Genomic DNA, 12,062 nt, shown 5'->3' on the forward strand with positions numbered 1-12,062 from the left:
CCCGCAGCGGCCCGTTCGATGGTGGTGTCGCACGCCGCGGGCCACGGCACCGGCCGGGTGCCCGGCGGTGGCCGGGTCGACACGCGGGCGGGCGTCGGAAGGCGGACGATCATGCCGGTGAGGGGCCCGGACGGGGAGCGGCGCGGTCGGCGGGTGCGCCGTGCCGACTACGAGGCGGAGCTGCGGCGGCTCCAGGTGGAGCTGGTGCGGATGCAGGAGTGGGTGCGGGCGGAGGGCGCACGGCTCGTGGTCGTCTTCGAGGGCCGGGACGCCGCGGGCAAGGGGAGCGTGATCAAGAGGGTCACCGAGCGCCTCAACCCCCGCCTCGCCCGGATCGTGGCCCTGCCCAAGCCGACCGAGCGGGAGCGGGGCCAGTGGTACTTCCAGCGGTACGCGGCGCAGTTGCCCACTGCCGGGGAGATCGTGCTGTTCGATCGGAGCTGGTACAACCGGGCCGGTGTGGAGCACGTGATGGGCTTCTGCACCCCTCAGGAGTACGAGCGGTTCCTGCGGCAGTGCCCGGTGTTCGAGCGGATGCTCGTCGAGGACGGCATCCTGCTGCGCAAGTACTGGTTCTCGGTCAGTGACGCGGTCCAGGAGCAGCGGCTGCGCAGCCGTCTGGAGGATCCCGTGCGGCGCTGGAAGCTGTCCTCGATGGACCTGGAGTCCATCACGCGCTGGGAGGCGTACTCCCGGGCCAAGGACGTCATGTTCGCGCACACCGACATCGCCGACGCCCCGTGGTACGTGGTGGAGAGCGACGACAAGCGGGCGGCGCGCCTCAACATGATCGCGCACCTGCTCTCGACCGTCCCGTACCACGAGGTCGCACCGCCGGACCTCGCGGTGCCGTCCCGGCCGCCCCCCACCGGGTACCGTCGGCCACCGCGTGACACCCAGACGTACGTACCCGACCACGCCGCCGGGCTGAGGCGCGCGACGGGGTAGGGCCCCTGTCACGCCCCGGCCGCGCCGGCCCCCCGCGTTGCGTCCCCGGCGGTGTCGTCGACCTCGGCGGTGATCTCGCAGGAGACCCCGACCACACCGTCGACGGCCCGGCACAGCCGCTCCAGCACCGGGACGGTGCTGGAGCGCTGCACGGTGCCCTTGAGCGTCACCACTCCGTCCACCACGTGCACGGCGATCTCGGCCGGCGAAAGGCGGAAGGTCCGGGAGAGCACATCGGAGGTGATCTCCTCGCGGATGGCCCGGTCCTGGCGCAGGAAGACGCGCAGCAGGTCGGACCGGCTGAGGATGCCGACGAGGTGGTCGGTCCTGTCGACCACGGGCAGTCGTTTGACCTTGCACCGGTCCATGAGCCGGGCCGCCTCCACGACCGACCACTCCGGGTGTGCGACGAGCGCCGGTGAGGTCATGAGCGTCCTGGCCGTCAGCGGCCCGGAGACGGGCTCGCCGCCGGCGTCCGGTGGCGGTGCGTAGAGCTGGAGGACCTCCGGCATGCGTCCCGACGGATCGGGCTGGCGCGCCTCGGAGCGCATGAGGTCGGCTTCGGAGACCACACCGAGGGGGTGCCCGTCGTCGTCGACGACGGGCACCGCCGTGATGTCGTGGTCGGCGAGGAGCTTGACGATGTCCTTGAAGGCGGCGTCCGGACCGACGTCCACGGCGTCGTGGGTCATCAGGTCGCTGACCAGTCGCTGCTGCATGTGTCCGTCTCTCCCCTCGTGGGCGGGGCGGGGAACGGTCGTCCACCACTGATGTGCTTCCCGTGCCCGGCCGGGCCCCGACGGGTACGTTCGTCCCGCTTCGCGGGCCGAACGGCCCGGGCTCCGGCGAACGGTCGCCGAGCCTGCCCGGTGGCCCGAAATCCCCGCCCGCCCCGCCCCCGTCCCGCCGCGCGCCTTGGGACGGTCGCCGGGGCGCACGGCATGCCCGAGCGGGGCCGGTGGGCCCTATCCGACCGGGGTCGGGAGGCGTGACGGTGGACGTGGATCAGCCATGAAGGCGCAACCGCTCCGGAAGGCGGTGGACGTCATGGAGCTTCCCCTGATCGTGGGCGTCGACGGGTCGGAGTCCAGCCTCCGTGCCACGGACTGGGCCGCGGACGAGGCGGCGCGCCACGGGCACTCCCTGCGGCTGGTGTACGCCTCCATGTGGCAGTACTACGACGGCATGAGCCGCGCGTTCAGCACGGACCGGCCACCGGGGCAGGTCTTCGCCGAGAACATCGTGGGTGCCGCGGCGCAACGGGTCGCGTCCCGGGCACCCGACGTCAAGGTGATCACCGATGTGGTGCCCAAGGACACGGTGGTGGCGCTGCTCAGTGAGAGCCGGAACGCCTCGGCGGTGGTGACGGGGGCGCGGGGCCGCGGCGAACTCGCCGGCCTGCTGCTGGGCTCCGTCAGCCTGTCGGTGGCCGCGCGGGCGCAGTCGCCCGTCGTCGTCGTCCGCGGCGACGAGCCGGGCATCGAGGGCGCGCACGGCCGCATCCTGCTGGGTGTCGGGGACGCGGACGCCGATTCTCCGGCCGTCCGGTTCGCCTTCCAGGAGGCGTCGGTGCGTGACTGCACGCTCGACGTCGTCCGCACGTGGCGCACGCCCGCCTTCGAGGGGCACGGCGGGGCGGGCGAGCCCGCACGGACGCACGAGGAGCAGGCGTCCGCCCTGTTGGAGGAGAGCATCGGGGCGGCATCGCGGGACCACCCGGGCGTCCGGCTGCGGCGAGCCGTGATCGAGGGTCCGCCGTCCGAGGTGCTTGTGGCCCGCAGCGCCGCCGCGGACCTGCTGGTGGTGGGCGCGCGGCGGCGGCAGAGCCAGTTCGGCATGCAGATCGGCAGGGTGGCGCACCGCCTCCTGCACCACTCCCTGTGCCCCGTGGCGGTGGTGCCGCAGCCACTCTGACCGCGTACGCCCGGCGGGCGTGTGCGCTGCCGCTGCCGGGTGGGCGGACAGGGCCGGGTGGCGGCGCCCGGGCGCTACGGAGCGGCGGGCCGCGCGTGGCGGGCGACGTCCGCAGCGATCCGGCGGACCAGGGGCGCCACCGCGGCGCGCACCGGGGACGTCATGCCGGGACCGGCGCGGGTGTCGGCCGCCTCCACCGCGTAGACGATCAGGTGGGCCGGCAGACGACCCAGCGCCCGGGCCAGTTCGACGGCGGTGCGCAGGCCCAGCCCGTGTGAGCCGGCGGTGGCGTGTGCCGCGGCCCGTAGGACGCGCTCGGTACCGATGCGGTGGATCCTGCCCGGTCGTGGCGGACGCGCCAGGGCCGCGTCGACGACGACGGCGAGGTCCGCACCCTGCCACAGGGTGAGCAGCCGCACCGGTTCGCCGTCGCAGACGAACAGCCCGGTGCCCGGCGGCAGCGGGCTGTGCTCGCCGTGACGCGCCAGGGCGTCCACCACCACCGGGCCGACGCCGTCATCGCGCCTGAAGGCGTTGCCGACGCCGATGACGACGATGCGCGGTGGCCGGGCGGACGCTTCCACCTCCGGTGCCTTCCCCCTGCGGCGCCCTGACCCCGGCCGGCCCCGCCGGATTGCGCCACCCGGGCCATCCCGTCCAGCCGCCTGGCCCACGGCGCGGGTGGCGCGGCGGGCCGGGCGCCCGGCAGGCACACATACTGGCCGCGGTGGAACGGGACGGGCGGGCGCGCTGGCCGGCGCCTTTGGAGGTGGCTCACGGTGCGGACCGGCGGGCGTGACGCCGTGGTACTCGACAGGGACGGCCTGGACGGACTGATCGTCCTGCTGGCCGCGCGCGGCCGCACCGTGATCGGGCCGACCGTGCGCGACGGCGCCATCGTGCTGGCGGAGATCTCCGCCGGCGGGGACCTGCCGTACGGCTGGGGCGTCGACCTGGAAGCGGGACGCTACCGTCTGCGGCCGCGCACCGACGGCGCCGCGTTCGCGCACAGCGCCGGCCCCCAGTCGTGGAAGACCTTCCTGCACCCGCAGCGCGAGCGCCAGTGGACCGCGCGGACCGGCCCCGACGGCGTGCCCCTGGTGACCGAGGACGACACCCCGCCGCCCAGCTACGCGTTCCTCGGCGTGCGCCCCTGCGATCTGCGGGCCATCCAGGTCCAGGACCGCGTGCTCACCGACGGCCCGCACACCGACCCGCGCTACCGCCGGCGGCGCGAACGGGCCTTCCTGGTCGTCGTGGAGTGCACGGAGCCGGGAGCCACCTGCTTCTGCGTCTCCATGGGCACCGGACCCGCCGCGGACCGGGGTTACGACCTGGCCCTGACCGAGGTGGTCGACGACGGGGGGCACCGCTTCCTGGCCCGCTCCGCAAGCGACGAGGGCTCCGCCGTGCTGGCCGAGCTGCCGACCCGTCCCGCCGACGACGGCCTGCGGGCCGCGGCGCGCGAGGGGGTGGCACAGGCCGCCGGTCGCATGGGCCGCGCCATGCCGGACGTCGACCTGCGGGTGCTGATGCACGAGACCCTGACCGCCGACCGCTGGAACGACGTCACGGCACGCTGCCTGACCTGCGGCAACTGCACCATGGTCTGCCCCACCTGCTTCTGTACCACGGCCGAGGACGTCACGGACCTCACCGGCGAGCACACCGAGCGGTGGCGGCGCTGGGAGTCCTGCTACGACCTGGAGTTCACCCACCTGCAGAACGGACCCGTCCGGGCCTCCGCGCTGAGCCGCTACCGCCAGTGGGCCACCCACAAGCTCGGCACCTGGTACGACCAGTTCGGCAGCTCAGGATGCGTCGGCTGCGGACGGTGCATCGTGTGGTGCCCCACCGGTATCGACATCACCGAGGAGGCCCACGCCCTGAACCAGGAACGCGCGGAGGCACGGCAGGCGGCATCGTGACGGACGAGTGCCACGGCTTCCTCGGCGCACTGGCGCCCGATCACCGCACGCGGCTGCTCACCTTCTCCCACGAGACCGCCCTCCCGGCCGGAACCCGCATCTTCGAGGAGGACGGAGAAGCACACCGGTTCTGGATCCTGCGCACCGGCCGCGTCGCCCTCGACGTCCACACCCCGGGCCGTGGCACGGACGTCGTGGAAACCCTCGGTTCTGGCGAACTCCTCGGCTGGTCCTGGCTGTTCGAGCCGTACCGCTGGCATCTGGGCGCGCAGGTCCTGCATGCCACGCGAGCCTACGAGTTCGACGCGCACGAGGTGCGTGCCGCCATCGAGGAGGACCCGGCGTTCGGCCTCGCGGTCACCCGCTGCGTGGCGTCGGTGGCGATCGGGCGGCGGCTGAAGGCGTCCCGTATGAGGCTGCTGGACCTGTACGGGCCGCCGGGCGCGCGTGCCGCACCGGGAGGTGGTCCAAGATGAACGCCCCCGCGGTGGCCGCCGGCCCGTCCGCACGTCCGGCGGGGCCGCCCCTGCCGTACCGGGTGGAGGCGCGCACGGTGGACGCGCCGGACGTGGCGACGATCGTGCTGGAGCCGGCGGGCGAGGCGCTGCCGCGCTTCGCGCCGGGCCAGTTCGCGATGGTGTACGCCTTCGGTGCCGGGGACATCCCGCTGTCGGTCAGCTCGATCGAAGGGGATCGCCTGACGCACACGGTCCGTGCGGTGGGTGCGATCTCCCGTGCGTTGCACGGCACGCGGACCGGCCGGACCGTAGGCGTGCGCGGACCGTTCGGCACCGGCTGGGGCCTGGGTGCGTCCGTCGGGCGGGACCTTCTCGTGGTGGCGGGCGGCATCGGTCTCGCGCCGCTGCGGCCGGTGGTGCGGGGCGCCCTGGCCGCACCCGGTCGGTACGGCCGCCTGAACGTGCTCATCGGTGCCCGCACGCCCGGCGACCGCCTCTACGCCCATGAGACGAACAACTGGCGGGAGGCCGGCGCCCGTGTGCTGACCACCGTCGACCGGCCGGACGGCGGATGGACCGGCGACGTGGGCGTCGTCACCACCCTGCTGGATCGTGCCGTCTTCGACCCACCGCACACGACGGCCTTCGTCTGCGGACCCGAGGTGATGATCCGCGCCGCCGCCAGGGAGCTGACCCACCGCGGACTCGGCCCCGACCGGATCGAGGTCTCCCTGGAGCGCACCATGCACTGCGGCACCGGCCACTGCGGCCACTGCCAGCTCGGGCCCGTACTGCTCTGCCGGGACGGCCCCGTCCTCGACTGGGCCCGCGCCGAACGCCTCGTGTCGGTACCGGAGCTGTGACATGACGGCCCGCGCCGCTGAGCGCACCGATCGTCCGCGGCTCGCGGTCTGGAAGTTCGCCTCCTGCGACGGCTGCCAGCTCACCCTGCTCGACTGCGAGGACGACCTGCTCACCCTCGCCGAACAGGTGGAGGTCAGCTACTTCCTGGAGGCGTCCAGTGCCCTGGGAACGGGCCCCTACGACCTGTCGCTCGTCGACGGCTCCGTCACCACGCCCGAGGACGAGGCGCGTGTGCGGCACATCCGCGAGGTGTCCCGGCACGTGGTGGCCATCGGCGCCTGCGCGACCGCCGGCGGCATCCAGGCACTGCGCAACTACGCCGATGCGGCCGAGTTCCGGGCGGCCGTCTACGCCCGGCCCGAGTACATCGAGACCCTGGCCACCTCCACCCCGATCAGCGCGCACGTCCCCGTCGACCTCGAACTGCGCGGCTGCCCCATCGACCGCGGCCAGCTCCTGGAGGTCATCGCCGCACACCTGACCGGCCGGAAACCCGACCTGCCCGGCCACAGTGTGTGCTTCGAGTGCAAGCGGCGGGGCACCACGTGTGTCGTCGTCGCCCGCGGCACCCCCTGCCTCGGCCCCGTCACCCACGCGGGGTGCGGCGCGCTGTGCCCCGCCTACGGCCGCGGCTGCTACGGCTGCTTCGGCCCGTCGAACTCCACGAGGTTCCCCACCTTCCTGCCGCTGCTGCGCCGTGACGGCATGGACACCCTCGACATCGTGCGGGAGCTGCGGACCTTCAACACCGCCGCCCCCGAGTTCGAGGAGGCCGTCGGGCTCCAGGAAGCCGGACGGGAGGATCGGGGATGACCGATCGCAGCTCAAGGGTGGTGCGCGTCGCAGCCCTCGCCCGCGTCGAAGGCGAGGGCGCACTGCACCTGAGCCTGCGGGACGGCCGGGTCGAGCACACCCGGCTGCGGATCTACGAGCCGCCGCGCTTCTTCGAGGCGTTCCTGCGCGGCCGCGCCCACACCGAACCACCCGACATCACCTCACGGGTGTGCGGAATCTGCCCGGTCGCCTACCAGCTCACCGCCTGCCGCGCGGTGGAGGACGCCTGCGGCGTCGCCGTCGACGGGCAACTCGCCGCCCTGCGCCGCCTGCTGTACTGCGGCGAGTGGATCGAGAGCCAGACCCTGCACATCTATCTGCTGCACGCGCCGGACTTCCTCGGCGGCGACAACGTGATCGACGTGGCCCGCACCCGCCGCGCCGACGTCGAGCGCGGCCTGCGCCTCAAACAGGTCGGCAACGCCATCGTGGAACTCCTCGGCGGACGTGCCATCCACCCCGTCAACGTCCGCCTCGGCGGCTTCCACCGCGTGCCGACGGCAGCGGAACTCCGGCCGCTCGCCGAGCGGCTGCACGGGGCGCGCGAGGACGCCCACGAGACCGTGCGCTGGGTGGCCGGCTTCGACTTCCCCGAGGCCGGCTGCGGCAACGAACTGCTCGCCCTGGCCCAACCCGGCAGCTACGCCATCGAGTCGGGCACCCCGACCGTCATGACCGCGCCCGGTGCCGTGGGACTTCCCGACGACTGCGACCGCGCGCTGCCCACACGCACCTTCCCCGTGAGCGAGTTCGACGACCACGTGGTGGAGAGGCAGGAGCCGCACTCCACCGCCCTGCACGCCCTGCTCGACGGCGGTCGCCACCTCACGGGACCGCTCGCACGGTACGCCGTCAGCGGCCGCTGGCTCTCCCCTCCGGCCCGCGCCGCCGCCCGGGAGGCCGGGCTCGGCGACCCCGGCGAGGGCGTCGTCTGCCGCAACCCGTACCGCAGCATCATCGTCCGGGCGGTGGAGGTCCTCCACGCCGTCGAGGAGGCACTGCGCCTCATCGACGGCTACCGGCCACCACCGCGGCCGCACGTCGAGGTGCCGCCCCGGGCGGGCACCGGCCACGGTGCCACGGAGGCACCGCGCGGCCTGCTGTACCACCGCTACGCACTCACCGCCGACGGCACGATCACCGAGGCGGGTCTCGTCCCGCCGACGTCGCAGAACCAGGGGGCGATCGAGGAGGACCTGAGCCGCCAGGTCCAGGACCGCCTCGACCGCGGCACCGTCGGCGACGCCGAACTGGCCGCCTTGTGCGAGAGGGCCATCCGCAACCACGACCCCTGCATCTCCTGCTCGGCCCACTTCCTGGAGCTGGCCGTCGAACGGATGTGAGAAGACCGGGCCCGGCCTCATGCCCCCCCAGGGCGGCCGGGGAACCCCGTGGTCTGCCGGACGCGGCCTGTTGTCACGGTAGGCGACTACGCTCTGGGGCCATGACCGACGCAACCGACCGGGGCCCGCGGCGCGACGCCTCCGTCATCGTGGCCCGAGGCTCAGATGACGACGTCGCCGTTCTGACCGCCGACTTCCCCCGGCACGGTGGCGAATACGTGTTCCTGCGTCCGGCAGCGGTACGCGCGCCATGAGCAGGAGGACAAGCGCGCAGGCGTAACCGGTCGGCAACCCGGTGACACGGCCGGCTTCCCGGTCAGCCAGTCCACTGCCCCGGCCACCGAGGGGGTGTGCCGCACCACCGTGCGAGGACCGCCCCGGCGCCCACTGCGATCAGCAACCGGGCCAGCGCCGGGACCAGTCCGGCAGGCGCCCGGCCGGCCTTCGGGCGCGGGGCGTGACGGGCTCCGCCGTCGGCGTGGTCACGGCGTGTTCCTCTCGGTGGCGGCCCGGCAAGCCTCACGAACCACCCTCTGAGCACCTTCTGAACGACAGGACGAGCGTTCGGATTCAGAGGGAACTCACAGGAAGGGGCCGAGGAAACTCCGCGAGTGGGAGGGATGCTGGACGCATCATGGATACGCACAGCACGGACCACCCCCGGGACCGGTCCGGGTCCGCCCCCGCCTCCTGCCCCGTCCGCCCTGTCAGGGTGCTCGTGGTCGAGGACGAGCCCGACCTGGCGGAGGTGCTGTCCGGCGCCCTGCGCTACGAGGGCTTTCAGGTCCGCACCGCGGGCGACGCCGCGACGGCGCTGGCCCTCGCGCGGGAGTTCCGCCCCGACGCGGTGGTGCTCGACTGGATGCTGCCGGACGCCGACGGCCTTCAGGTGCTGCGCGGGCTGCGTGCCGAGCGTGCGGCGGTCTGTGTGCTCTTCCTCACGGCACGCGACGCCGTCGAGGACCGCATCGCGGGCATCACCGCGGGCGCGGACGACTACGTGACGAAGCCGTTCAGCCTCCAGGAGGTGCTGGCCCGGCTGCGCGGTCTGCTGCGCAGGGCCGGGATGGCGCGGCAGCCCGACGACGGGGAGCCGATCGTCGTGGGCGATCTGGTGATGCACGAGGAGGCCCGCGAGGTCACCCGCGGCGGCCAGGTGGTGGAGCTCTCCAGGACCGAGTTCGAACTCCTCAGGTTCCTGATGCGCAACCCCCGCCGGGTGCTGTCCAAGGCGCAGATCCTGGACTCGGTGTGGTCCTACGACTTCGGCGGCCGGGCCCATGTCGTCGAGCTGTACGTCAGCTATCTGCGGAAGAAGATCGACGCGGGCCGGACTCCGATGATCCACACCGTGCGCGGCGTGGGGTACGTGCTCAGGGCGGAGCCACGATGAGGGTCCTGCCGCCCCGGCCCAGGCTGCCCCGCACCCTGCGGGCGAGGCTCACCACCGGACTCGTGGTACTCCTCGCCGCGGCGAGCCTGGCCGTGGGCCTGACCACGGTCCTCGCCCTGCGGAGCTTCCTTGAGCACCGCCTGGACCAGCAGTTGGTCGCCACCGACGGGCGGTTTCCCGCGAGCCTCGAACAGGGTGAGCCCCCGGACGCCGACAACGCGCCCGACACCCGGGGCCAGGCCGATCACACCTTCGGCGCGAGGTTGGTGCCCGGCGAGCCCACCCGTGCCTCGGTCGTGGACGACGAGACCGACCGTGCCGTGCCGCTGGACGGCGCCGACCGGCACCTGCTGGCGCATCTGCCGCTGACGGGGCGGGGCCGCAGCGTCACGCTCTCCTCGCTCGGTGACTACCGCGTCGTCGCCGCCCGGGGCGACGACGGGGACGTTCTGATCACGGGGCTGCCGCTGCGCCCGGTGGCGGAGACCGTGCACCGTCTGGAGACGGTGGAGGCCGTGGTGTTCGGCTCGGCGCTCACCGTCACCGGTGTGGCCGGCGCCCTGTGGGTGCGGTTGTCGCTGCGACCCCTGCACCGGGTCACTGCGACCGCCGCGAGCGTGGCCGAGCTGCCGCTCGCCAGCGGCGAGGTGGCCATGCCCGCCCCCGTGCCGGACATCGACCCGCGCACCGAGGTGGGCCGGGTCGGCGCCGCCCTCAACCGGATGCTCGGCCATGTCGGCGACGCGTTGAGCCGGCGGCAGGCCGGCGAGGAGCGGCTGCGGCACTTCGCTGCCGACGCCAGTCACGAGCTGCGCACACCGGTTGCCACCGTGCGCGGGCACGCGGAACTGGCGCTGCGCCACCCGGGCCCCGTCCCCGCGGGCGTGCGGCGCGCGCTGGAGCGCATCCAGGCCGAATCGGAGCGGATGAGCACCCTGGTCGACGACCTGTTGCTGCTGGCCCGGCTCGATGCCGGCCGGCCCCTGGAACACCGGAGCGTCGACCTCACCCGGCTGGTGCTGGATGCCGGCGACGACGCCCGGGCTGCGGCGCCCGGTCACCGCTGGATGCTGGACCTGCCCGAGGAGCCGGTCACGGTCACGGGTGACGCCCACCGGCTGCACCAGGTGATCGGCAACCTGCTCGCCAACGCCCGTGTCCACACCCCACCCGGCACCGAGGTCGTCGTCCGGCTGACGGGAGCTGCCGACGGAGGCGCGGAGCTGACCGTTTCGGACAACGGCCCGGGAGTGCCGGCGGAGCTGCGGGACGATGTGTTCGAACGCTTCGCCCGAGCCGACCACAGCCGCTCCCGTGCGTCCGGTGGCGGCAGCGGCCTGGGACTCTCCATCGTGCGGGCGGTGGTCGCCGGGCACGGCGGCAGTGTCGCGCTGGACAGCAGCCCGGGGGCGACGGAGTTCCGGGTGGTGATCCCCGGCCCGGGGCGCCGGCCGGCTCTCTGAACAGCGGGGCCGTCGGACGGTCAGTCGTCGTCCCCGTGGTGCACGGCGGTCCTGGAGAAGCCGTCGTGCCAGGCGGCCTTCGCGCCCGAGTCCCCTATGCGGTAGACCTCCACGACGGAGCCCGCCGCCACCACCAGCGCGAGGACCGCGGCGACCACCCGCACCGGCACCGAGGCCGTCCACGCCGCGGAGCCGGAGGGACGCATCCGGCCGGAACCCCGGCGTCCCGCCGTCCACCAGACGGCGAGTGCGAGCACGAACAGACCGCCGGCCCACGGCAGCAAGCCGTCGCCGAGCTCCGCGTGCCTGCGTATCAGGGGATCGCTGCCGACGTGGTCCTCCAGCCACTCCCCGGCATGCGTGGTGACCGGCACGCTCAGCAGCGTCAGCAGGGCCAGCACCGGCAGGACCACGCCGAGCCTGCGGGCTCCCTCGGGCCACAGGGCGCACACCACGAGCGCGAGCGCGCTCAGCGGCACCAGCACGATCACGAAGTGCACGAACAGGACGTGGGCGGGGAGGCCGTTGAACACGGTCAGGCTCATGGGACGTGTCTCCAGGGGGTGTGCCGTGCGACGCGCACGGGGCCGGGCGGCGGTGATCGTCCGCCGTGGCAGCGCGGCCAGCCTGGCACAGCAACCTCTTAGAACCTTCTGAATCACGGCGGGGGCCGTTCCAGCGCCCACGCGCCCACCGCCCGGCGTACCAAGGCGGGGCGGGCGGCGCCCGTGCCGCATCGCCGGGTCGGTCTTCGGCGGTCGCCGTGGGCCCGGCGGCCGCGGCCCACCGGCTCGGCCACCGAGGGAAGTGCGGGGTGGCTCCCCGGGAGCCGCCCCGTGTGCCGAACAGCGCGGCGGCGCGAGTCCGACGGGCTTCACCGGACGGTCGTTGGCGCCCCCGCCGAGGGCGAAGGCCCG

13 protein-coding genes are annotated in these 12,062 nt (G+C 73.9%); 10 read left to right on the forward strand and 3 right to left on the reverse strand.

The features are described from left to right. Positions 1-111 precede the first annotated feature (111 nt). Positions 112-948: a polyphosphate kinase 2 gene (gene ppk2 / locus IE313_RS21125; protein ID WP_189934569.1), complete on the forward strand. Its 837-nt coding sequence runs from the start codon at positions 112-114 to the stop codon at positions 946-948. A gap of 8 nt (positions 949-956) precedes the next feature. Here the strand turns inward: ppk2 and IE313_RS21130 are convergent, their stop codons facing one another. After that, the gene (locus IE313_RS21130) at positions 957-1,667 is read right to left on the reverse strand and encodes a CBS domain-containing protein (RefSeq protein ID WP_189934571.1); all 711 of its coding nucleotides are present in this window, start codon (positions 1,665-1,667) and stop codon (positions 957-959) included. Between the two features lie 328 nt (positions 1,668-1,995). Between IE313_RS21130 and IE313_RS21135 the strand changes: the two genes are divergently transcribed. After that, the gene (locus tag IE313_RS21135; protein ID WP_189934573.1) at positions 1,996-2,862 is read left to right on the forward strand and encodes a universal stress protein; all 867 of its coding nucleotides are present in this window, start codon (positions 1,996-1,998) and stop codon (positions 2,860-2,862) included. Positions 2,863-2,936: 74 nt separating this feature from the next. On the opposite strand, the gene IE313_RS21140 is transcribed toward IE313_RS21135, so the two are convergent. Further along, positions 2,937-3,446: a hydrogenase maturation protease gene (locus IE313_RS21140; RefSeq protein WP_189934575.1), complete on the reverse strand. Its 510-nt coding sequence runs from the start codon at positions 3,444-3,446 to the stop codon at positions 2,937-2,939. A 195-nt stretch (positions 3,447-3,641) separates the two neighbouring features. Here IE313_RS21140 and IE313_RS21145 point away from each other — a divergent pair, with 195 nt between their 5' ends. The 8 genes from IE313_RS21145 to IE313_RS21180 all read left to right on the forward strand — a co-directional run bounded on the left by IE313_RS21145 (position 3,642) and on the right by IE313_RS21180 (position 11,145). Continuing rightward, positions 3,642-4,790, forward strand: a complete 1,149-nt coding sequence (locus IE313_RS21145; RefSeq protein WP_189934577.1) for a 4Fe-4S dicluster domain-containing protein — start codon at positions 3,642-3,644, stop codon at positions 4,788-4,790. Beyond that, positions 4,787-5,266, forward strand: a complete 480-nt coding sequence (locus IE313_RS21150; protein WP_189934579.1) for a Crp/Fnr family transcriptional regulator — start codon at positions 4,787-4,789, stop codon at positions 5,264-5,266. The genes IE313_RS21145 and IE313_RS21150 overlap by 4 nt, the downstream gene beginning before the upstream one ends. Further along, positions 5,263-6,111, forward strand: a complete 849-nt coding sequence (locus tag IE313_RS21155; protein ID WP_189934581.1) for an FAD/NAD(P)-binding protein — start codon at positions 5,263-5,265, stop codon at positions 6,109-6,111. Before IE313_RS21150 ends, IE313_RS21155 begins: the two co-directional genes overlap by 4 nt. A 1-nt stretch (position 6,112) precedes the next feature. Continuing rightward, complete coding sequence (locus IE313_RS21160) at positions 6,113-6,925, forward strand: NADH-quinone oxidoreductase subunit B family protein (protein WP_189934583.1); 813 nt, start codon at positions 6,113-6,115, stop codon at positions 6,923-6,925. Next, positions 6,922-8,289: a Ni/Fe hydrogenase subunit alpha gene (locus IE313_RS21165; protein WP_189934585.1), complete on the forward strand. Its 1,368-nt coding sequence runs from the start codon at positions 6,922-6,924 to the stop codon at positions 8,287-8,289. The genes IE313_RS21160 and IE313_RS21165 overlap by 4 nt, the downstream gene beginning before the upstream one ends. A gap of 101 nt (positions 8,290-8,390) precedes the next feature. After that, on the forward strand, positions 8,391-8,543 hold the full coding sequence (locus IE313_RS21170) for a hypothetical protein (protein ID WP_189934586.1): 153 nt from the start codon (positions 8,391-8,393) through the stop codon (positions 8,541-8,543). Between the two features lie 380 nt (positions 8,544-8,923). After that, positions 8,924-9,682: a response regulator transcription factor gene (locus IE313_RS21175; RefSeq protein WP_189934588.1), complete on the forward strand. Its 759-nt coding sequence runs from the start codon at positions 8,924-8,926 to the stop codon at positions 9,680-9,682. Further along, entirely contained in the window at positions 9,679-11,145 is a 1,467-nt protein-coding gene (locus IE313_RS21180; protein ID WP_189934591.1) for a sensor histidine kinase, read from the forward strand. Before IE313_RS21175 ends, IE313_RS21180 begins: the two co-directional genes overlap by 4 nt. A gap of 20 nt (positions 11,146-11,165) precedes the next feature. Here the strand turns inward: IE313_RS21180 and IE313_RS21185 are convergent, their stop codons facing one another. After that, positions 11,166-11,690, reverse strand: coding sequence for a DUF2231 domain-containing protein (locus IE313_RS21185; RefSeq protein WP_189934593.1), 525 nt, complete (start codon positions 11,688-11,690; stop codon positions 11,166-11,168). Between the last annotated feature and the right edge of the window lie 372 nt (positions 11,691-12,062).

The sequence above is a fragment of the Streptomyces sulfonofaciens genome (assembly GCF_014656295.1).
GTDB lineage: Bacteria > Actinomycetota > Actinomycetes > Streptomycetales > Streptomycetaceae > Streptomyces > Streptomyces sulfonofaciens.

What these genes read in the sequence shown, in the direction of transcription:
- IE313_RS21160 (WP_189934583.1), top strand. Translation starts at nt 6,113, where the DNA reads ATGACGGCCCGCGCCGCTGAGCGCACCGATCGTCCGCGGCTCGCGGTC.
- ppk2 (WP_189934569.1), top strand. Translation starts at nt 112, where the DNA reads ATGCCGGTGAGGGGCCCGGACGGGGAGCGGCGCGGTCGGCGGGTGCGC.
- IE313_RS21180 (WP_189934591.1), top strand. Translation starts at nt 9,679, where the DNA reads ATGAGGGTCCTGCCGCCCCGGCCCAGGCTGCCCCGCACCCTGCGGGCG.
- IE313_RS21130 (WP_189934571.1), bottom strand. Translation starts at nt 1,667, where the DNA reads ATGCAGCAGCGACTGGTCAGCGACCTGATGACCCACGACGCCGTGGAC.
- IE313_RS21175 (WP_189934588.1), top strand. Translation starts at nt 8,924, where the DNA reads ATGGATACGCACAGCACGGACCACCCCCGGGACCGGTCCGGGTCCGCC.
- IE313_RS21165 (WP_189934585.1), top strand. Translation starts at nt 6,922, where the DNA reads ATGACCGATCGCAGCTCAAGGGTGGTGCGCGTCGCAGCCCTCGCCCGC.
- IE313_RS21185 (WP_189934593.1), bottom strand. Translation starts at nt 11,690, where the DNA reads ATGAGCCTGACCGTGTTCAACGGCCTCCCCGCCCACGTCCTGTTCGTG.
- IE313_RS21155 (WP_189934581.1), top strand. Translation starts at nt 5,263, where the DNA reads ATGAACGCCCCCGCGGTGGCCGCCGGCCCGTCCGCACGTCCGGCGGGG.
- IE313_RS21135 (WP_189934573.1), top strand. Translation starts at nt 1,996, where the DNA reads ATGGAGCTTCCCCTGATCGTGGGCGTCGACGGGTCGGAGTCCAGCCTC.
- IE313_RS21170 (WP_189934586.1), top strand. Translation starts at nt 8,391, where the DNA reads ATGACCGACGCAACCGACCGGGGCCCGCGGCGCGACGCCTCCGTCATC.